General features: G+C 70.1%; 17 protein-coding genes. 9 read left to right on the top strand and 8 right to left on the bottom strand.

Features of this window, described 5'->3' with window-relative positions; translation table 11 throughout:
- Positions 1-38: 38 nt before the first annotated feature.
- From OG252_RS48820 to OG252_RS48785, 8 genes are all read right to left on the bottom strand, one after another.
- Positions 39-2,240, bottom strand: coding sequence for a bifunctional serine/threonine-protein kinase/ABC transporter substrate-binding protein (locus OG252_RS48820; protein WP_329344607.1), 2,202 nt, complete (start codon positions 2,238-2,240; stop codon positions 39-41).
- Positions 2,240-4,384 (bottom strand): bifunctional serine/threonine-protein kinase/ABC transporter substrate-binding protein, encoded by a 2,145-nt coding sequence (locus OG252_RS48815; RefSeq protein ID WP_329344606.1) that lies wholly within the window; start codon positions 4,382-4,384, stop codon positions 2,240-2,242. The genes OG252_RS48820 and OG252_RS48815 overlap by 1 nt, the downstream gene beginning before the upstream one ends.
- Positions 4,384-5,178, bottom strand: coding sequence for a hypothetical protein (locus OG252_RS48810; protein WP_329344604.1), 795 nt, complete (start codon positions 5,176-5,178; stop codon positions 4,384-4,386). Before OG252_RS48810 ends, OG252_RS48815 begins: the two co-directional genes overlap by 1 nt.
- Positions 5,179-5,399: 221 nt before the next feature.
- Positions 5,400-5,726: a GYD domain-containing protein gene (locus OG252_RS48805; RefSeq protein WP_307680342.1), complete on the bottom strand. Its 327-nt coding sequence runs from the start codon at positions 5,724-5,726 to the stop codon at positions 5,400-5,402.
- A gap of 271 nt (positions 5,727-5,997) precedes the next feature.
- Entirely contained in the window at positions 5,998-6,465 is a 468-nt protein-coding gene (locus OG252_RS48800) for an SRPBCC family protein (protein ID WP_329344602.1), read from the bottom strand.
- Between the two features lie 135 nt (positions 6,466-6,600).
- The gene (locus OG252_RS48795; protein ID WP_329344600.1) at positions 6,601-8,037 is read right to left on the bottom strand and encodes a 3-hydroxybutyrate oligomer hydrolase family protein; all 1,437 of its coding nucleotides are present in this window, start codon (positions 8,035-8,037) and stop codon (positions 6,601-6,603) included.
- 161 nt (positions 8,038-8,198) lie between these two features.
- Positions 8,199-8,492 carry a putative quinol monooxygenase gene (locus OG252_RS48790; protein ID WP_266446454.1) on the bottom strand — a complete coding sequence of 98 codons (294 nt, stop codon included), beginning with the start codon at positions 8,490-8,492 and terminating at the stop codon, positions 8,199-8,201.
- Between the two features lie 76 nt (positions 8,493-8,568).
- A complete protein-coding gene (locus tag OG252_RS48785; protein WP_329344597.1) occupies positions 8,569-11,130 on the bottom strand; it encodes a GH32 C-terminal domain-containing protein in 2,562 nt (853 codons plus the stop codon).
- Positions 11,131-11,582: 452 nt separating this feature from the next.
- Between OG252_RS48785 and OG252_RS48780 the strand changes: the two genes are divergently transcribed.
- From OG252_RS48780 to OG252_RS48740, 9 genes are all read left to right on the top strand, one after another.
- Positions 11,583-12,605 (top strand): sugar ABC transporter substrate-binding protein, encoded by a 1,023-nt coding sequence (locus OG252_RS48780; RefSeq protein ID WP_266446451.1) that lies wholly within the window; start codon positions 11,583-11,585, stop codon positions 12,603-12,605.
- Positions 12,606-12,747: 142 nt separating this feature from the next.
- Positions 12,748-13,743, top strand: coding sequence for an ABC transporter permease (locus OG252_RS48775; protein WP_266446446.1), 996 nt, complete (start codon positions 12,748-12,750; stop codon positions 13,741-13,743).
- Positions 13,740-14,576, top strand: coding sequence for an ATP-binding cassette domain-containing protein (locus OG252_RS48770; protein WP_266446443.1), 837 nt, complete (start codon positions 13,740-13,742; stop codon positions 14,574-14,576). The genes OG252_RS48775 and OG252_RS48770 overlap by 4 nt, the downstream gene beginning before the upstream one ends.
- 75 nt (positions 14,577-14,651) lie before the next feature.
- Complete coding sequence (locus OG252_RS48765) at positions 14,652-15,683, top strand: LacI family DNA-binding transcriptional regulator (protein WP_329344593.1); 1,032 nt, start codon at positions 14,652-14,654, stop codon at positions 15,681-15,683.
- A 242-nt stretch (positions 15,684-15,925) separates the two neighbouring features.
- Positions 15,926-16,708, top strand: a complete 783-nt coding sequence (locus tag OG252_RS48760) for a DUF899 domain-containing protein (RefSeq protein ID WP_329344591.1) — start codon at positions 15,926-15,928, stop codon at positions 16,706-16,708.
- Between the two features lie 96 nt (positions 16,709-16,804).
- Positions 16,805-18,100, top strand: a complete 1,296-nt coding sequence (locus OG252_RS48755; protein WP_329345412.1) for an outer membrane protein assembly factor BamB family protein — start codon at positions 16,805-16,807, stop codon at positions 18,098-18,100.
- 43 nt (positions 18,101-18,143) lie between these two features.
- The gene (locus tag OG252_RS48750) at positions 18,144-18,668 is read left to right on the top strand and encodes a hypothetical protein (protein ID WP_266446434.1); all 525 of its coding nucleotides are present in this window, start codon (positions 18,144-18,146) and stop codon (positions 18,666-18,668) included.
- Between the two features lie 160 nt (positions 18,669-18,828).
- The gene (locus OG252_RS48745) at positions 18,829-19,548 is read left to right on the top strand and encodes a hypothetical protein (RefSeq protein WP_329344588.1); all 720 of its coding nucleotides are present in this window, start codon (positions 18,829-18,831) and stop codon (positions 19,546-19,548) included.
- 229 nt (positions 19,549-19,777) lie between these two features.
- Positions 19,778-20,371, top strand: coding sequence for a helix-turn-helix domain-containing protein (locus tag OG252_RS48740; protein ID WP_266446430.1), 594 nt, complete (start codon positions 19,778-19,780; stop codon positions 20,369-20,371).
- Positions 20,372-20,443: the final 72 nt, after the last annotated feature.

Genomic DNA, 20,443 nt, shown 5'->3' with positions numbered 1-20,443 from the left:
CAGAGGACCGCGACACGGCGGCCATCGCATCCGGCCGGTCACCCTTGAACTGGCTTGACCTGGTCGTTGCGTCCCAGGAAGCGGAAGGCATCTCCCTTCGCCTGGAACAGGAAGTACAACGCGCCGCGCGGGTCCAGAGTGTGGGAGCCGTCGGTGAAGCGGAGGGTCTTGGCGAGTCCCTGGTAGGTGCCCGTGAAGATGCGCTGGGCCACGGCCCCCGCCTCGATGTCGGCCGTTCCGCCCAGTCTCTCCAGGGCGCGCGTGACCAGCCCCACGGCGTCGTACGCCTCCGGCGCCCAGCGCCCGGGCGCCGTGCCGTATCTGGCGCGGTAGGCGGTCCTGAAGGTGCGGGACACGCTGCCGGGGTCGGTGAAGGGGGTGCCGAACAGCCAGTCCTGGCCCGCGGTTCCGGCCTCCTGGAGGAAGGTCGGGCGCATGATGCGCCAAGTGGCCAGGCGCGGTCCGGTGAAGCCCGCGTCGGCGAGTGCGCGGGCGCAGCGTGCGGCGCGCTCGGGTGAGGTGCCGCTGAAGACGACGGCCTGCGCCTTGGCGGCGAGGGCGGCACGGACGGCGGGAGCGAAGTCGTCACTGCCGGCCGCAACGGGGTGGACGCTGGTCGTGCCCTCATCGGGCGGCTGCAGTCTGAGCCGGTTGGTGAGTTCCCAGCCCGTCCGGCCCGCCGACCGGTCGTCGATGACGGCGGTGCGGTCCACCGGTCGTACATCGGTCAAATATGAGGTCAGCGGAAACGCCTGGAACGACTCGGGCGCCCGGGTGACGCGCAGGGTGCGCAGATTCGCCGACAGGACACTGTCGTCACCGACGGAGATCAGCACCATGGCGGTGCGCGCGTCCTGGTAGAGCGGGCCGGCGGCGAGCGCCGCGACGGCCGTGCTGGGGCCGAGGACCGCGCTCACCTTGGCCTCGGTGAAGCGCCGGGCCGCCTGCTTGGCTCGGGCCGCCTCGCCCCGGTCGTCGACCGTGTCCAGAGCGAGGCGGAACGTGATGCCCGCGCGCGCGTTGTGCTGCTCCACGGCAAGCCGCGCCCCGCGCTCCTGCGCCACGCCGTCCGCCTTGTTCGGGCCGCTCAGGTCGGCCTGGAAGCCCAGAGTGTGCACGGGAAGAGCGCCGTCCGAGCCGCCGTTGGATCCCCGCCCGGCGAGATAGGCGGTGACCCCGCCGCCGACGGCGACCACGGACGCCGCCGCGCTCCCCATCAGCAACACGCGCCGTCGGGTCGGAGGGCGGGCGTCCTGGGAGGCCGAGGGCGCGGGGTCATCGTCGGCCGCGTCGCCGGACGTCGGTTGCCGCGGGGAGCGTTGGGGGGTGGGTACGTCCAGTGCTCGTGCGGAGCGCTCGGCGACCATACGCAGGACCGCGGGCGGCAGCGAGCCCTCCTCCCGGCCTTCGGAGATCTGACGCGAGAGCGAGACCCGCGGGTCACGGAGCGCGGCCGCGACCTCCCTGGCCGTCGGCCGCTCGGCCGGGTCCTTGGCCAGGCACCTCCCGGCCAACGCCCGTAGCTCGCCGGGGACGTCCGTCAGGTCCGGCTCCTCGTGCACCGTACGGAACAGGACACCCGCCGCGGACCCGCTGCCGAACGGCCGTCGGCCCGAGGCCGCGTACGCCAGGACGCAGCCCAGCGCGAAGACGTCGCTCGCCGGGCCGACCTCCCCGGCGCGGGCCTGTGCCTGTTCCGGCGCGAGGAAGCCGGGCGTGCCGACGACGGCGTCCGGTGCGGTGAGCGCGGTGGCGCCCGCGGCGTGGGCGATGCCGAAGTCGATGAGGCGCGGGCCGTCGAGAGCGAGCAGGATGTTGCCCGGTTTCACGTCGCGGTGCACAACTCCCGCGTCGTGTACGGCGGTCAGCGCGTCGGCCAGCCGCGATCCCAGGTTGCGTACGGCGGCGACGGGCAGCGCACCTAAGCCGTCGACCGCCTCGGCCAGCGACGGCCCGGGGACGAACTCCGTGGCCAGCCAGGGCTCCCGGCCCTCCGTGTCGGCGGCCACGACCGGCACCAGCCAGCGGCCGGTCAGACCGCGGACCGCCGTCACCTCGCGTCGGAACCGGGTGCGGAAGACCGGGTCCGCCGCGTGCTCGGCGCGGATCGTCTTGAGGGCGACGAGCGCCCCACCCGCCGTGCGGGCGAGGTAGACGACGCCCATGCCGCCCGCGCCGAGCCGGGCCAGCAGCCGGTGTCCGCCGATCTCCTCGGGGTCGTCGGAGGTCAGGGGCCGCATCAGAAGTCGACCTGGCCCACGTAGGAGTACCGGCCGCCCTTCACCTCGTAACGGAAGATCTCGTACCCCTTGAGCGACCCGTACTCCTCGTCGAACGCGTACGGCCGGACGAGTCCCTTGTACGTTCCCTTCGCCAGCAGGTCGTACAGCCTCTCCCGGGAGGGCCGGCCGCCTGCTTCGGTGAGGCGGGTGATGACCATGCGGGCCACGTCGTATGCCTCGGCCGCCCAGTACGGGGGTGCGGAGCCATAGCGCTTTCGGTAGGCGGTGGCGAAGGCGCGGACGGGGGCGGCCGACGGGTCGATGTACGGGGCGAAGACCTGCCACCCGTCGGCGGCGGCGCCGGCGGTGGTCAGGAACTCCGGTCCGGCGGCCGGATAGCCGAGCACCCGCAGACCGTTGAAGTCCGTCTGCGCGAGGGCGCGTGCGACGGCCGCGGCACGGGCCGGGGTGCCCGTGTAGACGAAAGCGTCCGGCCGGTTCGCGGCCATCTCGGCGACCACCGGGGCGAGGTTCCCGGCCAGCCGCGGTGCGACGCGCGGCTCGCCGGCGATCTTGAGGACGCCGAGGTTCTGGAACATCGTGTGGCCGAGCTCCCAGGCCGGAATGCCGCCGTCGCGGTCGATCAGCACGCCCACACGCCGCGCGCCCTGGGTCCGGACGGATACGGCCGCCGTGGCGGGCAGGATCGTGTAGCCGGGGACGGCCTGGAGGAAGTGGCGCGGCTGCGCGGTGCCGTACACGGACTGCGCGGACGAGGCCGTGAGCTGGGGGACGAGTTGTTCGTCGTAGCTGTCGAGGCTCGCCCCGGTGGTCGCGTCGCCGGTCGAGCCGATGACGGCGAGCAGGTCGCGGTCGGCGGCCAGGGTACGGGCCACCTTGGCGGCGCGGGTCGCGTCGCCCTGGTCGTCGACCGTATTGAGGGTGAGGGTGAAGGGTTTGTCCTCGCGGGAGTTGAACAGTTCGACCGCCAGCCGTATCCCCCGTTCCTGGGCCTGCCCGACGGTCTTCTGCGGGCCCGTCAGGTCGGCCTGGACACCGAGAATCCAGCGGCGGGCCCGGGCCGAGGCGGCGGGCGCGGTGCCGTCGCCACGTCGGGCGGTCCAGAGGGCGGCACCACCACCGGCCGCGAGCAGGGCCGCGCCTCCGGACAGCAGGAAGCGGCGACGACTCGGGGTCCGTGGCGGTGTGGATGCGTCTGCGGGTACGTCCCTCGGCTGCCCGTCCGCTCCGGCGTCGAGGGCCGTGGCGTCGATGTCCGGGAGGGCGAGTATCGCGGCGGAACGGTCCGCGACGAGTCGTACGACGGCGTCGGGCAGCCAGTCGACGCTGTCGTGGGGCGTGTCCTCGACCAGTGTCTCGTCCACCTCGCGGGCGGTGGGCCGGGCGGCCGGGTCCTTGGCGAGGCAGCGCTCCAGGAGCGGGCGCGTGTCGTCGGGGACACCGTCGAGGTCGGGCTCGTCGTGCACGGCGCGGTAGAGGAGGGCGTCCACGGCTCCGGTGCCGAAGGGCGGGCGTCCGGTGGCGGCGTAGGCGAGGAGACAGCCGAGGGCGAAGACATCGCCGGCGGGCGAGGCGGGCTGTGCCTGGGCCTGTTCCGGCGCGAGGAAGCCGGGTGTGCCGACGACCATGTCGGCCGTGGTGAGCGCCGTCTCCTCGGTGGCGCGGGCGATGCCGAAGTCGATGAGCCGAGGGCCGTCGATGGCGAGCAGCACGTTGCCGGGCTTGACGTCGCGGTGGACAAGTCCCGCGTCGTGCACGGCGGTCAACGCCCGGGCCAGCATCCGGCCCAGGACGCGCACACCGCGCGACGGCAGCGGGCCGCAGGTGGCGACGGCCTCGGCGAGCGAGGGGCCCGGCACGAACGCGGTGGCGAGCCAGGGCGCGGCCGCGTCCGGATCGGCGGCGGTGACGGGCACGGCCCAGGGGCTGTCCACGCGCCGGGCGGCGGCGACCTCGCGGCGGAAGCGGGCGCGGAACTCGGGCTGGTCGGCGTACTCGGGCAGGATCACCTTGACGGCGGCCAGCTCCCCCGACTCGGCGCGGCCGAGATAGACGACGCCCATACCGCCGGCGCCGAGCCGACCGAGCAGACGGTGACCACCTATGCGGGCCGGGTCGGAGGGGGTGAGCTTCTCGGTCATCAGCGGGCCCCCGTCGTGCCGGTGGACCGGGAGGCGGAGGGCGAGGCCGTGGCTGGAGTGTTCCGTTCGATCGCGGCTCTGAGGCGGGCACGCATGCCGACGTGCGGGTCCCGCAGCCGGTCGAACAGGTCTGCCTGGGACCAGCCCTTGGCTCCCTTCGCGGAGACGGCGAGGGTGAACTGGCCGATGCGGGTCTGCTCCCAGAGGTACGGGTGCGGGCCGCCGACTTCGGCGCTCGTGTACGTGCCGAGTTCGTTGAGAACGTCATCGGCGTACTCGTTCCCGGAGTCCCCCAAGGAGTTCGGGACGTCGTTCAGAGAGGTGATCACCTCGTCGGAGCGCAGCTGCTGCGAGGGGCAGCGCATCATCTCCTCCAGGACCTCGGCGTTCTCCCAGTCGGCCTGCTCGGCACTGCGGTGCACCGTGACGACGGCGCTCAGCCGCAGCGGGCCCCTGGCGGCGCTCGCCGGTATCTCGTAGGAGCGGGTCAAGGTGGCGAGCACGTCCTTCGGGAGCGCCTGCTGGTGCCAGACGCAGTCGTCGCCGAGGACCGGCCAGCGCTGCGGGTCGCTCTCGTACGGGGTCCGGCGGACCGCGCCGGGGTCGAAGGCAGAGGGATCCGGGAGGACGTCACGGATCAGGGCGGCCGCCCGCGCCTTCGTACCCGGGAGTCTGGCAGGGTCTATGTCGACGACCTCGGTCGGCGACGGGTCGGCAGTCGTCGCGGCACCGGCCTTTCTCGCAGGCGCCGATCCCGACGGTTCGCCTCCGCCGGAGGTACAGCCGACAAGCACTGACCCGCACACCGCGACGGCGCAGCCAAGGCGCACCGCTCCCCTGATCAAGACGACCACAAGCCCCCCTGGAATCACCGGTTCACCATGCGTCCGCCGTGATGCTAATCGGTAACCGGCTTCATACGGCAACCAGTTGACGATCACGTGGCACGGCCGTGCCTCGGCTGTCACACACCCGGCACAGAGCCGACACCGGCTCTGATCCATCGCGTGTAGCGCTACGCGCCAGGAGCGCGGTACTGGACTTGCCCGGCTGTGCGCAGGGCCTGCAACGTTTCGTCGACGGTCAGGAGAACGGTCGTCTCGAACGAGCTGAGTGCGCCGCCTCCGCTGATCGCCAGCGCAACCGCGGCCATGGACACGTTGTCCGGCGCCTCCCACAGGTTGTAGCCGTCGTGCGTGCCGAAGGCGTACCAGAAACCATGGAGCTTCCCGCCGACGGACTCGATGTACGACTGAGCGGCCTGTGCGCGGTCCTCCGGGTGGTCGATCAGCCGCGCCCAGGTCTCCGGCGCGTAGCTGAACCTCGACAGGTAGAGCGGCATCATGTCTTCCTTTCGTCCCGTCAAGGGATGCCACCGCGGGGCGGAAAGCGCGCCGGCGGCGGCCCGCATATCCCCCGAACGGCCGGAACGATGACCGACACGGCGGTAGTCCGCGGATGGATGAGAGACCGACCGACCCTGCGTCCATGGGCGGCCGACTCTGCGCATCCGGTTCGCCGACCAGGCGTCGGCCTCGCGTGGACGGCCTGGACGGCTTGGACGGCTTGGACGGCTTGGACGGCTTGGACGGCTACGGGCGCAGTCGACTGGGTCAGCCGACCGTTTCGACGTACGCCGCCAGGTTGGCCAGCGAGGAGGCGATCCCGGCCTCGTGGGCCGCTTGGTCAATGCCGGGGGGCACGTCCGTGGCGGTGACGGTCACCTTGGTCCCCTCACCCGCGGCAGCGAGGTGCCAGGTCATCGTCATGGTGCCCGCGAACGACGGGTCGTCGGCCTCGAACACCGCCCGCTGCACCACGCGCTCCGGTGGCACCAGGTCGGCGAACGCGACGTCGACGACATCCGTCGCGTCTGAGGTCTTGCCGGGGCTGTCGGAAGCGTCGAGGTAGGTGAGGACCATCCGAAACCCTCCACCGGGCCGAGGATCCCACCGCTCGATCCGCCCGCGCATTCCGTCCGGCGGCAGCCAGGTCTCGAGCGACTCCCTGTCCAGAAGGGCGCCATAGACGGTCGCCGGTGGTGCCGCGATCACCCGGCTGGCGCGGTCGGTCCTGCTCATGAGCCGATCCTAGGGCCGAAGAGATCCCGCAAGGCAGAGAACCCTGCCGACACATCGCCCCGGACGACCCCGTCGCCCCCGGGAGGCGACGCCAGAGCCAGAGCACCAACGCGACCAGCCGCCTGGACAGTGCGCCTAGTCCAGCTGACAGCCGGTGAGCAGTGTCGCGGAGTCCGCTCCGGGCGGGCGCTGGACGGTGTGGTCGGCCGGGGGGACGCCCTGTCCGGTCAGCCACCGTTCCAGCGCTGTGAAGGCGGAGCGATGGCAGGGGACCATCGGGCGGAGTTTTGCGGGGAAGGCGTCGACGAGTGAGTCCGTATGGGTGCCGTCCTCGATGCGGTAGTAGCGCAGCAGTGCGCCCCGTCCGGCCTCGCGCACCATGCGGGCGTAGACATCGGAGTCCTGGCTGATGGGCAGCAGCACGTCGAGAGTGCCGTGCAGGGTGATCAGCGGTTTGCCGATGCGCCCGGTCAGGGCGATGCGGTCGACGGCACGGTGGACCGCGGGCGGCCGGGTGCCGTAGTCGTAGTCGGCGTCGCAGCCCGGGGTCCCCGAGGCGCAGAACGGGCTGCCCGCCTCGATCGCCCCGTCGAAGCCAGGGTCCAGCTCCTCGCGGTAGATGCGCTGGGTCAGGTCCCAGTAGACCTGGTGGTGGTAGGGCCACAGGAATTCGGAGCCCGCCGGATAGCCGGCCTTGTGCATGGTCTTCAGGCCGTCCTCGGCGCCGGGACCACCGGCCGCGTAAGCAGGGTAGGCGCGCAGCGCGGGCGGCAGGAAGGTGAGCAGGTTGGGGCCGTCGGAGCGCCAGAGCGTGCCTTCCCAGTCCACTCCCCCGTCGTACAGCTCGGGGTGGTTCTCCAGCTGCCAGCGCACCAGGTAGCCGCCGTTGGACATGCCTGTGGCGATGGTGCGGGCAGGGGGCCGGTGGTAGCGCTGCGCGACGACGGCGCGGGCAGCCCGCGTGAGCTGGGTGATGCGCGTGTTCCACTCGCTGATGGCGTCGCCGGGCCCGCGGCCGTCGCGATGGAAGGCGAGGCCGGTGTTGCCCTTGTCGGTGGCGGCGTAGGCGTAACCGCGCGCGAGCACCCAGTCGGAGATCGCGCGGTCGTTGGCGTACTGCTCGCGGTTGCCCGGGGTTCCGGAGACCACCAGTGCGCCGTTCCAGTGGTCGGGCAGCCGGATGACGAACTGTGCGTCGTGGTTCCAGCCGTGGTTGGTGTTGGTGGTCGAGGAGTCGGGGAAGTAGCCGTCGATCTGGATTCCGGGAACGCCGCTCGGCGTGATGAGGTTCTTGGGAGTCAGGCCCGCGAAGTCGGCCGGATCGGTGTGCCCGGAGGCCACCGTGCCGGCCGTGGTCAACTCATCCAGACAGTGGGCCCGTTGGAAGGCAGCGCCCGGCACGTGCACCCGGGCCCGGCCGGCGCAGTGACCGCCCGTGCTCCCCTCCGCACCGACCGCCGGCACCGCCACGGCGAGAAGCGAGAAGGCGGCCGCGAGCGACAGCGCACCGGACACGGCACGCCGCCCGGTCCGTCTACGGGGCGGTGCGGTGACGGCACGGGGTGGCTGCATCCGAGACCTCCAAGTCGAGTGGTTGACAGGCCGCAGGCTAGGGGCCGATCACCGCACGGGACATGTGCCGGCCCGCCATGACAGCGGTCCGAACAGAGGCGTCACACACCATGGCAGGCCGTGTCGCCCCACACGGCAAGGCCGAGGGGGGACAAGGGTTGTCAGGTCACCGGATCGAGGAAGGTCAGCACTGAGGCGTCCTCCTCGATCAGCGGGGCGAGTTCGGCGTTGAACGGGCCTCCGTAGGGGGCCTTCAGGTGTGCCTGGAAGGCGTCCTCGTCCCGGTACACCTCGAAGATCCAGAAAGCGCGCGGGTTGGAGGCCTTCGTGTAGACGTCGAATGCGAGGTTGCCGTCTTCCTCACGCACTTTCTGGGCGTAGTCCCGCAGCAGGCCGGCGATGTGGGCTTCGGCGCCTTCGCGGGCGGTGAACTCGGCGAGCAGGGTCTTGTTCACGGTGTGGTGTCCTCCATGATTCTCCGTGGTTCTCCACGGGTCTGGGTCGTTCTCCGTGGTTCTCCGTGGTTCGGGGTCAGTCTCGGTAGGAGTCGAGGTGCCAGACACCGGCCCGGTCCAGCTTCACCGAGCCGTTCTCGGCGAAGACCTCGACTCCCTGGCTGGCGGGGTCGGGGAAGATCTGATCGGTGATCACCGCTTCACCGCTGCCGCCGAAGACCTCGACGGACGACCAGTCGACGAGGATCCGCAGCTTCACCTTGCCGTTCCTGGGCTGCAGCGGGGCTCGCTGGACGCCGGGGAAGGTGCTGTTGAAGTCCACGGCGCCGGAGCGGGTCCGGTCGACGTACAGCTCCTGTGTCGTGGTGTCGTAGCCGATGACGGTCTCCTCGCCGCCCGCGCCGGTGCGCACCTTGAGGCCGAAGCGTTCGGCGTCCTTGAGGGAGAAGGTCGCTTCGATGTCGAGTGCCTTGCCCTTGGCCGCGGGGCCGATCAGGGGCTTGGTGGTGTTGTTGACGGTGACGCCGGTCGCCGTCGCCGGGGTGTTCCGCCGGAGAGTCTCCAGTCTGTCGACCGGCTTGCTGGTGAGCCGGATCCGGCCGTTGATCGTGCGTAGGGCCATCTCGCGGGGGATGCTTTGCGTACCGCGCCAGGGGGAGGTGGGAACGGCGCCGCTGTAGTCCCAGTTGTTCATCCAGCCGATCATGTACCGCTTGTCGCCCGGTGCGTTCTCCCAGGACACCGCCGCGTAGTAGTCCTTGCCGTAGTCGGCCCAGTCGGCGCGCTGCACGACGGATTTGGCGGCCGTGTCGGCGATGGTGAACTGGTCGGCCATGATGTGGCCCCAGCCGGCGGTGTTCATGTCGACGATCTGGATACGTGCCTGCTTGCCGGCGTAGGGACGCAGGTCGAAGGAGGCCCAGTCCAGGGTCTCGCTGTTGGAGCCGGTGGCGCTGCGGACGATCTCGCCGTCGACGATCAGGTTGACGGACGTCTCCTGGGAGACGGGCTGGGCCTCGGTGTCGGACAGCATGATGTGGTCGACGTTGAGGTGGCCCCAGCCGCCGGTGTTGTCGTCGACGATCCTGATCCGCCCCTTCTTGCCGGCGAGGTCGCCGACGTCCCAGGACGCCCAGTTGAGCGCCTCCGCGTCCTTTCCGGTGGCGCTGCGCACCACCTGGCCGTCGACGAGGAGTTCGACGGCGGTCGGGCCGGCGGCACCGACGGGGTGGTTGCCGCCGCCGATGAGGAAGTTCAGGTGCTTCTTGTCGATGGTGAATTCGGGCGAGGTGAGGGTGCCGGTGGTGGAGTCGCCGTTCAGGTAGGTGTTGACCAGGCCCTCGCCCAGGAACCCGGAGACCTCTTGCTGGTTGGGGAGGGTGCCGGCGGCCGGTGCCGGGCCGAAGGCGTCTCCGGTCGTCGTCCAGTCGCCGTAGCCGGCGCCCTCGAAGTCGGCGAGGACCGTGCCCTCGGGCGGCGGTCCCTGCTCCACGACGGTTCCGGGCTCGTGCGGGTGCCGTCCGCCGCCCACCTTGAAGTTCAAGTAGGGGCTGCCGACGGTGAATTCGGGTGAGGTGAGGGTGCCGGTGGCGCCGTCACCCGAGTGGAAGCTGTTGGCGAGGCCCTTGCCGTCGAACCCGTCGACGGTTCCCTGCCCGGCCAGTGCCCCGGCCGCCGGTCCGTCGCCGTACGCGGTGCCGGTGGTCGTCCACGTACCGAAGCCGGTGCCCTCGAAGTCCTGGACCACCGTGCCGCTGGGCGGGGTGTAGGTGCCCTTGTCGTCGGCGGTGAACTTCTTGCCGTCGAAGTCGCCGATGAAGTACTGGGCGGCCGAACCACCGGCGATACCACCGGGGTTGATGTTGACGACCAGGACCCACTTGATGGTGTTCTCGTCCCCGTCGACCGCGAGAGGGAACAGGTCGGGACACTCCCACACGCCGCCCGTCGCGCCGGCCGGCCCGAACTCGCTGAGCAGGTCCCAGTCCTTGAGGTTCTTCGACGAGTAGAACTGCACCTTGTGCTCGGTGGACAGCGACACCGTCATCAGCCAGCTCTTGGTCGGCGCGTACCACTGGACCTTGGGGTCGCGGAACTCCTTGGAGCCGATGTCGAGGACGGGATTGCCCTGGTACCTGGTCCAGGTGCGGCCGCGGTCGGTGCTGTAGGCGAGCGACTGCGCCTGGGTGCCCGTGTCCTTGGCAAGGCTGGTGTATATCGCCACCATGGGCGGGTTCTTCTTCGTGCCGAACCCGGTGGTGTTGTTCCAGTCGACGACCGCGCTGCCGGAGAACACCATCTCCTCGTCGTCGTGCGACAGGGCGAGCGGCAGCTCCTTCCAGTGCACGAGGTCCTTGCTCACCGCGTGCCCCCAGGACATGTCGCCCCACGAGTTGCCGTTGGGGTTGTACTGGTAGAAGAGGTGGTACTCGCCCTTGAAGTACACAAGGCCGTTGGGGTCGTTCATCCAGTTCTTCTCCGGCGTGAAGTGGAACTGGGGCCGGTAGGTCTCGGAGTACGGCGGGGTGTCGGCAGCGACGGCCTGGGGCACCGGCGGGGCTGCGGACAGGGCGCAGACGGTCGCCACCGCCGCGATCATCCGTGTGCGGGCATGCCGGGATACGCGTACAGAGCTCATGGTGTCTCCTCTGCCGCGGCCGTCCACGCAGCGGAGCCTGCTGCCGGCGTGGACCGACCGGAAAGTGACGCCTCGCCGACGCCGTCGTCCGCGGCGCCGACAAGGAGTGTCATCGTTGACTTGTGTCATCGATGACATCGAGTGGCCCGATGATGGGCGCAACTCGGCCGGTGCGTCAACCGGTTCGTGGTTGATACGCCCCAACGCGGCGCGCATTGCCTGACATACGCCGCCAGCCGTGGCGAGCCGCGCCAACCGGCAAAGACCCACGGGCGGACAACGACCGCGGGACGTTGCCGATTTGTGACGCGCACAGGGCATTGACGTTTCCAGAAGCCGGAGTCCATCATCCTCGCCATGCGGTGTCAACGATGACATAAGTCAACGATGACACCTCGGGACGGCATGCTCCGATGCCGACCGCGCCGCTCGCAATCCCGCAGGAGTCGTTCATGCCTCGCACCGCTCGTCTGCCCCTTTCCCTCCTCAGAGCCGCTGCGTGCACGGGCATCGCGGCCCTCACCCTGACGGCCTGCGGATCCGGCTCCGGATCGACGTCCGCCGGCACCGGTTCAGGCGACGTCAAGGTCGGTCTCATCACCAAGACCGACACCAATCCGTTCTTCGTGAAGATGAAGGAGGGCGCGGAGAAGACCGCGAAGGCCGAGGGCGTCACACTCATGACCGCGGCCGGCAAGTTCGACGGCGACAACGCCGGTCAGATCACGGCCCTCGAGAACATGGTCGCCTCCGGCGTGAAGGGCGTCCTGATCACCCCGAGCGACTCCAAGGCCATCGTGCCCGCGATCGCGAAGGCACGCGCCAAGGGCGTCCTGGTCATCGCCCTGGACACCCCGCCCGAGCCGGAGAGCGCGGTCGACGCCCTCTTCGCCACCGACAACCTCAAGGCCGGCGAGCTGATCGGCGAGTACGCCAAGGCCGCCATGAAGGGCAAGACCGCCAAGATAGCCACCCTCGACCTCGCACCGGGCGTGTCCGTCGGCGTCCAACGGCACGACGGCTTCCTGAAGGGCTTCGGCATCGACGAGAAGGACCCGGCGGTCGTCTGCTCCCAGGACACCGGAGGCGACCAGGCCAAGGGCCAGACGGCGATGGAGAACTGCCTCCAGAAGGAGCCCGGCATCAACGTCGTCTACACCATCAACGAACCGGCCGCACTCGGCGCTTACACCGCGATCAAGGCCAAGGGCCGGGAGAAGGACGTCCTGATCGTCTCCGTGGACGGCGGCTGCACCGGGACCCAGGCGGTCAAGGACGGCACGATCGCCGCCACCTCCCAGCAGTACCCGCTGAAGATGGCCGCCGAGGGCGTCAAGGCCGTCGTGACGTACGCCAAGGACGGCAAGAAGGCGTCCGGTTACACCGACACGGGCGTCACCCTGATCTCCGACAAGCCGCAGGACGGCGTCACGTCCAAGGACACGGCCTACGGCCTGGAGAACTGCTGGGGCTGAGCCGCCTTCGAGGCCCGTACGCCTCCGCCTCTCCCCTCAGCGGGGCGGCCGTCCCTTCCTCCCTGACCGGGGGACGGCCGCCTGTCCTCTTGTCCTCCGACCAGGGCGGGCAACGACCTCCGTCTTCCGACAAGGATTTCGCATGACAGCCACGACCACGCCGTACGCCGAGCTCAAAGCACCGACCACAGCCCGCAGACTGCTCACGGCACCGACCACCGGCCCGTTGGTCGCCCTTCTCCTGGCCTGCGCCTTCTTCTCCCTCTCGACCGACCAGTTCCTCACGGGCGGCAACTTCTCGCTCATCGTGCAGCAGGTCATGGTCGTCGGCACCCTCGCCATCGGACAGACCCTGATCATCCTCACCGCGGGGATCGACCTGTCGTGCGGTGCCGTGATGGCGTTCGGCAGCATCGTGATCGCCAAGATGGCCGCCGAAGGATCCCTGCCCCCGCTCGTCGCCATCGCCCTGGGCCTGGTCGTCTGCGGCGGGTTCGGGCTGCTCAACGGGCTGCTGGTGCAGAAGATCCCGCTGCCGCCGTTCATCGTCACCCTCGGCATGCTCAACGTCGCGTTCGCGCTGACCCACATCTACTCCGAGGAGCAGACGGTCACCAACCTGCCCGGCCCGCTGACGGCCCTCGGGCAGACCTTCCCGCTCGGCCGCACCGACATCACCTACGGCTCCCTGGTCACCATCGCCCTGTTCCTCCTCCTCGCCTACGCGTTGAGCAGTACCGGCTGGGGCCGGCACGTCCACGCGCTGGGCGACAGCCCGGAAGCGGCGCGGCTGAACGGCATCCGCACCTCCCGGCTGACCATCGGCGTCTACACCGTGGCCGGCCTCCTCTACGGCATCGCCGCCCTGCTGCTCATCTCCCGCACCGGAGTCGGCGACCCCCAGGCGGGACAGACCGACAACCTCGACAGCATCACCGCCGTGGTCCTCGGTGGCACCAGCCTCTTCGGCGGCCGCGGATCGGTCCTGGGCACCTTCATCGGCGTCCTCATCGTCGGCGTCTTCCGCAACGGCCTGCAGCTGATGGGCGTCGCCTCCATCTACCAGACCCTGATCACCGGAGTCCTGGTGATCCTCGCGGTGACCATCGACCAGCTCTCCCGGAAGAAGGCCCGATGACCGCCACCTCCTCCCCCGCCCCCGTCCTGCAGGCCCGCGGGCTGGTCAAGCGCTACGGCCACGTCACCGCCATCGACGGCGCCGACTTCGACCTGCTGCCCGGCGAGGTCCTCGCCGTCATCGGCGACAACGGAGCCGGCAAGACCAGCCTGATCAAGGCCCTCACCGGCGCGCTGACCCCCGACGCGGGCGAGATCCGCCTCCACGGCGAACCCATCACCTTCTCCGGGCCGCAGAGCGCACGCGCCCACGGCATCGAGACGGTCTATCAGGACCTCGCCGTGGCCGCCTCCATGGACATCGCCTCGAACGTGTTCCTCGGGCGCGAGCTGCGCCGCCCCGGCGTCCTCGGCAGCGTCTTCCGCATGCTGGACAAGAAGCGGATGCGCCAGGAGGCCGCCGAGCACATGGCCGACCTGAAGATCGGCCTGCGCTCGCTGACGCAGTCGGTCGAGACGCTCTCCGGCGGACAGCGGCAGGCCGTCGCGGTCGCCCGTTCCGTCGCCTGGGCCCGCAGCGTCGTCGTCATGGACGAGCCCACCGCCGCCCTCGGCGTCAAGGAGTCCGGGCAGGTCCTGGACCTCATCCGCCGCGTCCGGGACAAGGGCATGCCGGTGGTCCTGATCAGCCACAACATGCCGCACGTCTTCGAGATCGCCGACCGGATCCACGTCCACCGACTGGGCCGACGAGCCGCCGTGATCAAGCCCTCCGACTACTCCATGGCGGAGGTCGTCGCCATCATGACCGGCGCGCTCACCGTAGACGAGGCCGGAGATACTGTCGTAACGGACTCCGAGGCGGCGAAGGCCGCGGGCGTCCGGGCCAACTGACGTACCACTGAAGCACGCACGGATTCCGGCCGAGGCCGCGGCCGGAACCGACGAGCACAGGAGACCGTTTCCTCCATGGCAGCGAACCGCCGCCCCACCCTGACAGACGTCGCCCGAGAAGTCGGCGTCAGCGCCAAAACCGTCTCCCGCGTCCTCAACGAGGACGGGCCCGCCTCGACGCGGACCAGAGAACAGGTCCTCGCCGCCGTGGCCAAGCTCGGCTTCCAGCCCAACCTCATGGCCCGCAACATCCGCGTCGGCGGACCCGACACCACCGTCGGACTGGTCATCCCCGACCTCGGCAACCCCTTCTTCGGAGCCGTGGCCCGGAGCATCGAGGACACCGTCCGCGATCGCGGCCTGACCCTGCTCATGGGCTCCTCCGCCGACGATCCCGACCGCGAACGAGCGCTGACGGACAAGTTCCTCGCCCGCCGCATCAGCATCCTGATGGTCGTGCCCTCCGTCGGCGCCGACCACTCCCACCTCAAGACGCACCGCGCTGCCGGACTGCCCGTCGTGTTCCTCGACCGCCCGGGAGTAGGCCTGTCCACGGACAACGTCGTCAGCTCCAACCGCGCAGGCGCCCACGACGGCGTCGCCCACCTGATCGCCCACGGCCACCGGCGCATCGGCTTCATCGGCGACCTTCCCACCAAGCTCTACACCCGCCGCGAGCGCCTGGCCGGATACCGCACGGCCCTGCAGGAAGCCGGCCTTCCCTACGACCGCTCCCTGGTCACCAACGCCCACGACCGGCACGGGGCCCGCGCCGCGACCGACCAGCTCCTGGACCTGCCGGATCCTCCCACCGCCCTGTTCGCCGGCAACAACATCGTCGCGCTGGGGATCATCTCCGAACTCGCCCGCAGCAAGCGCAGGGACGTCGCCGTCGTCGCCTTCGACGACGTGGAACTCGCCGAGGCACTCGAACCGGCCCTGACCGTCGTCGCCCAGGACCCCGAAGAAATCGGCAGAGCGGCGGCGACCACAGCCCTGGCCCGCCTGGACGGCGACCGCTCTCGCGCCCGCACTCTCACCGTCCCGACCCGCCTGATCGTCCGGGGATCGGGAGAACGGCCTGCTCCGGTGCTGCAGGAAAGCTGACCCTCTCGGCGGACTGCCACTGACCAGACGCGGGTGTCAGGTCGGCCCCTCGGCGCGACTGGATCAGCACCCACGCGCGATCTCGGAGCGCGTCCGTGAACCTGTCAGCCCGAGGTGGTCCGCGCAGTCGCGGCGAAAAGTCACCTGCCGCGATGAGTTCCGGCCGGGTCGCGAGTCTGTTGTGGTGAGCGTCGTGGCACGTCGTACGACACTGCCCGACACGAGCCACCACGGAGGACACCATGACGATCACGCCGAGCGATCCGACCACCGCGCTGCCCGGCCGCCCGCCCGTCGTCGACCTGGCCACCTGGCAGGCCGCCCGTGACGAGCTTCTGGTCCGCGAGAAGGCGCACACCCGTGAGGGCGACGCGATCGCCGCGGCCCGGCGGCGGCTGCCGATGGTCGAGCTCGACGGGACGGTCGAGCTCGTCGGACCCGACGGCCCGGTCCCGTTCCTGGACCTGTTCCAGGGCCGCGACGAGCTCGTGGTCTACAAGCACATGTGGTACGACGGCGCGCCGCACCAGGGGCAGTGCGAGGGCTGCACCACCACGGCCTGGCACGTGAAGGACGCGGTCTACCTCAACGCCCGGGACGTCTCGTTCGCAGTCCTGACCACCGGCCCGTGGGACGAGGTGGCCTCCTACGTCGAGTTCATGGGCTACACCCAGCCCTGGTACTCGGTGCGCGACGTGGACGCGCCGGTCGGCGGCGACATGGGCTACCTCGCCTGCTTCCTGCGCGACGGCGACCGCGTGTTCCTCACCTACTCCACGACGGGCCGTGGCAACGAGCGGGTCAACGGGTCTCTCGGCCTGCTCGACCTGACCCCCTACGGCCGCGGCGAGGCGTGGGAGGACAACCCCGAGGGCTGGCCCGAGGGGCGCGGCCCCTGCTGGTCCTGGCGCTCCGACGTGGACGGGAACGCCGCCTGGGGCCCGACCAGCCGCCCCGTACCGCAATGGACCCGCCCCGGTGCGACCCCCGTGGAGACCCTCGGCCGACACGGCCACCACCACTGACAAGCCTTACCGACGGCATCGGCACGAGGTGTCAGATGGTGCGTGAAGGTGCCGTCCAAGGCCGGTACTCATCAAGCCCTGCTCACCGCCGGGGAGATGATCGTCCCTCGCGGCGGCACTTTCGTGGCCGTCAAAAGCCGTCCGGGAAGAGGGAGTTGCCGACACGCGCGTCCTTCCCCGGCCGCCCGCGGTGCGGGATCATGCCCACCAGTGGCAGCGACCGGTGTCACCGTGGGGCTGGGGCGCGAGAACGGGGTGCACGAAATGAAGGCGCTGGGGCGGAGACTGAGACGGGGGCTGGGGCTGGGGCCAGGTGCTCCAACGGCCCTGGAGCCGCCGTCGGATGGCGTACAGGTCAGCGGCCCGAACATCGTGAGCGCCGGCCCGGCGAGGCAGCTGTGGGTCTTCTCCCCGGGCCGACGGAACATGTCGACGCCGGCCGTGGCGGACGGCGGCGTGCACGTCAGCAGCGGATCGGGACTCTACGCCCTGGACGCGGCCACCGGACAGGAGCGGTGGCGGTTCGTCACCAGCGGCGATCGGATCAAGGTCTTGGCGCCGACGGTGGCCGATGGGGTTGTGTACTTCGGAACCGGTCACGCGGACGGTCTCGCCTACGCGATGGACGCGCTCACCGGGCGTCAGATCTGGCAGGTCGCTACGGGTGCCCCCGTGACCTCGCGCCCGGCGGTGGTCGACGGAGTGGTGTACCTCAGCAGTGAACAGGGCCTGTCGGCTCTCGACGCCGCCACCGGCGAACGGCGGTGGGTGCTGGCGGGCAACCCGGTGCTCGGGAGTCCAACGGTGGCCGCCGGTGTGGTGTACGTGCACATCGGTGGGTCGAAGGAGGACAAGGGCGTCCATGCCCTGGACGCTGCCACCGGAGAGAGGCGCTGGAGATTCACCACCGGCCGCGAGTGGAACGAGGCCTCCAGACCGGCGGTGGCCGACGGGAGCGTCTATGTCACCAGCCATAGCAGCCTGCACGCGGTTGACGCGCTCAGCGGCCGGGAGCGGTGGGCATTTTACGCGGACCACTACATGACCTCGACTCCCGCGGTCCGGGGCGACAGAGTGTACGTCGGCAGCTGGGACCACCACTTGTACGCGGTGGACGCCGACATCGGGGAGCCGTACTGGAAGTTCCCCACCGAGGGGGCGGTGGCGTCCTCGCCGGTCCTGGCCGACGGCCTGGTCCACTTCGGTTGCTGGGACAACACCCTGTACACGTTGGACGCCGCCACCGGCGCGTCACACGCCACGTTCACCGCCGGCGACTGGGTGGGCTCACCGACGGTCGCGGACGGCGTGGTCTACGTCGGCACCCGCGACGGTCACCTCTACGCTCTGCGGTCCTCCGCCCCCGAACAGTCCCGGGACGCCGCGAACTGATTCCCCATGACGCTTGTCATCGGGCGGGCATAAGGTTCCGCGCATGAAATCGTTGATCACTGCCGTCCGCGAGCATGACGAAGCCGCGAGTTTCCTCGCTTGGCCGGGCGACTTCGACCTGGCCCGAGGCGACCATGTCGAGGATGTCCACCTCGCCTCGGGCGCCGCGCTGGAGGGGTTCGCCGGCGACGGCGCCGGGGGCACCTTCTTCTTCTGCGGCGAGGGCGGCGAGGAACGTCCCGTCTTGTATGCGGACTCCGAAGGAGGTGCGGCGCTGGTTGCGGTCGGCCTGCCCGAACTTCTGCGGCTCCTGCTGGTCGCCCCTTGGTGGCGCGACTGCCAAACGTTCACCGCGGAGGAAAGCCGCAAGCTCGCGGCCGAGTACCTGGAGGACATGCCAGACCTCGTGCCCCGACGGGATCGTGCTGCCGCGGCCCTTGGCCTTGCCCTTGCCGCTGAAGGAGACGTCTTGGCCCGCTTGCGGGAGGTGGCGCTCGGGATCGGAAAGGACTTCACCCTCATCTTCACGCCGGAGGGCGAGCCCTACGATCCTCTCTTCGAGGGCTGAGACGCGTCGTGGTGGCAGACGGCAGAGGCCGTTCACGACCAATGTCGGAGCAGTTCCGATCGAACACGAGCGGTGGCCGCGCTCGGCGCGGCGAGCCCCGAAGATGATCACAGCCGGAAAATGAGTATGCGACTGCGCGGCCTCAACCGATCATGTGGGTATGACCGATCAACTGGCGATCAGTATCTTGACTTTGCAGCACAGGATTCCCGATGACTGGGCGGCGGATCCCTGGGCCGAGGTGCGGCCTCTGATCGACGGCGTGGATGTCCTGAAGGAGGTCCACCCGGAAGGGCTGGCACCCAGTTGCCGATACTGGAAGGGGCCGGCCGAGAGCTGGCCGCTGGCGGTCACGGAGGAACCCCGCAGAGTCATGATCGCCGAGCCGACCTGCACGGCCGGCTGCTGCGGCGCTCTGTACGTCACCATGCGCCGCGAAGGCGATCGGGTGATCTGGGACGCCTGGGAAAACACCAGCAACATCACTGCCGTGCCGACGGGCTTCCGCTTCGATTCCCTCCAGTACGAGACTGAACTCGCCCGGGCCGCAGCGGATATCAGCTGGGAGGAGCCGGTGGACACCGTCGCCCGGCTCCTTGAGCAGACCCTTGCGGACAGTGGCTGGTTCGAACGCTGGGACTGCGTCCTCACGAGTGTTTCGCCACGACGCGAGGAGCCCGACATCCCTGCGGAGCTCACCAGCCCCGAGGGTGTTGACGTCGAGTTCCACCAGGTCCGGGGACCGGGCGAGCGTACAGATTCCTACGAGTACGAGTTGTTCGTCACCCGCGACCAGTCCCTGGACGAGCAGGTCCGGCGGCTCGCGGACCACATTCTCGCGGACGATCCGCGGAGGACTGCTGAGATCCGAGACTACTGAGGACCAACTACCGCTGCGACGCCCGCCCTCGTTGGGAAGCCAAGTGGCACGACAGCGACGCCGAGACGTCGCTCAACGAGCTGGTGTACGGCCGGCCGATGGGGTTCGCCCGGTTCAGGATCGAGGTGCTCTGTCCGCGCACCTCTCCTCGCGGTGAACAGTCCGGAGGGGAGCCTCACGCCATCACGCAAGGCGGCGCGCCTTGCGTATGGAGCATACGGTGTTGCCTATGACGCAAGACAATGGTGAACTCGACAGCCTCGTACGCAAGCGGATCCGCGCACTGCGCGTCGCACAGGGCTGGTCCCTCGACGAGCTGGCCACCCGCGCCCGGCTCAGCCCGTCCACGCTCAGCCGTATCGAGAACGGTCAGCGCCGCCTCGCCCTGGATCAACTCGTCACCCTCGCCCGCGCGTTGGACACCTCACTCGACCAGCTGGTCGAGACCGCCAGCGACGATGTCATCTCCAGCCCGATGATCGACGCGGCCCGGCGGCGGATGCAGTGGCCCATCCGTGCGGACCCGGGGATGACCGTTGTACGTCAGCGCATGACAGACCCGCCGCCCGACAGCCCCTCGCGTCTGCGTGCCCACCCCGGCCGTGAATGGCTCGTCGTTCTCTCCGGTACGGCCGTCCTGCTGTTGGGCAACCGGCGCTTTCGCGTGGAGACCAACCAGGCCGCGGAGTTCCCGACGATGCTCCCGCACGCCATCGGCGCCGAGGGCGGGCCGTGCGAGGTCTTGGGCATCTTCGACCGGGACGCCCGCCGCGGCCACCAGCGCGACGAGGGCACCGATGACGCAAGCCGACCGTCTCCATGAGGACACCGCCCTCAGCCGCGTCTCCGTGCGGCAAGGGGTCGTATCACGCCGCAGCGTCGAGGGCTTCTTGCG

Origin of the sequence: Streptomyces sp. NBC_01352 (assembly GCF_036237295.1) — a bacterium.
GTDB lineage: Bacteria > Actinomycetota > Actinomycetes > Streptomycetales > Streptomycetaceae > Streptomyces > Streptomyces plumbiresistens.
The sequence above is the reverse complement of the archived record's forward strand: the minus strand, read 5'-3'. Positions and strand labels throughout refer to the sequence as shown.

Bases quoted from the DNA above. Each gene is read 5' to 3' on its own strand.
- OG252_RS48820 (WP_329344607.1), bottom strand. From the start codon at position 2,240: ATGCGGCCCCTGACCTCCGACGACCCCGAGGAGATCGGCGGACACCGG.
- OG252_RS48815 (WP_329344606.1), bottom strand. From the start codon at position 4,384: ATGACCGAGAAGCTCACCCCCTCCGACCCGGCCCGCATAGGTGGTCAC.
- OG252_RS48805 (WP_307680342.1), bottom strand. From the start codon at position 5,726: ATGCCGCTCTACCTGTCGAGGTTCAGCTACGCGCCGGAGACCTGGGCG.
- OG252_RS48800 (WP_329344602.1), bottom strand. From the start codon at position 6,465: ATGAGCAGGACCGACCGCGCCAGCCGGGTGATCGCGGCACCACCGGCG.
- OG252_RS48795 (WP_329344600.1), bottom strand. From the start codon at position 8,037: ATGCAGCCACCCCGTGCCGTCACCGCACCGCCCCGTAGACGGACCGGG.
- OG252_RS48785 (WP_329344597.1), bottom strand. From the start codon at position 11,130: ATGAGCTCTGTACGCGTATCCCGGCATGCCCGCACACGGATGATCGCG.
- OG252_RS48780 (WP_266446451.1), top strand. From the start codon at position 11,583: ATGCCTCGCACCGCTCGTCTGCCCCTTTCCCTCCTCAGAGCCGCTGCG.
- OG252_RS48775 (WP_266446446.1), top strand. From the start codon at position 12,748: ATGACAGCCACGACCACGCCGTACGCCGAGCTCAAAGCACCGACCACA.
- OG252_RS48770 (WP_266446443.1), top strand. From the start codon at position 13,740: ATGACCGCCACCTCCTCCCCCGCCCCCGTCCTGCAGGCCCGCGGGCTG.
- OG252_RS48765 (WP_329344593.1), top strand. From the start codon at position 14,652: ATGGCAGCGAACCGCCGCCCCACCCTGACAGACGTCGCCCGAGAAGTC.
- OG252_RS48760 (WP_329344591.1), top strand. From the start codon at position 15,926: ATGACGATCACGCCGAGCGATCCGACCACCGCGCTGCCCGGCCGCCCG.
- OG252_RS48755 (WP_329345412.1), top strand. From the start codon at position 16,805: ATGATCGTCCCTCGCGGCGGCACTTTCGTGGCCGTCAAAAGCCGTCCG.
- OG252_RS48750 (WP_266446434.1), top strand. From the start codon at position 18,144: ATGAAATCGTTGATCACTGCCGTCCGCGAGCATGACGAAGCCGCGAGT.
- OG252_RS48745 (WP_329344588.1), top strand. From the start codon at position 18,829: ATGACCGATCAACTGGCGATCAGTATCTTGACTTTGCAGCACAGGATT.
- OG252_RS48740 (WP_266446430.1), top strand. From the start codon at position 19,778: ATGACGCAAGACAATGGTGAACTCGACAGCCTCGTACGCAAGCGGATC.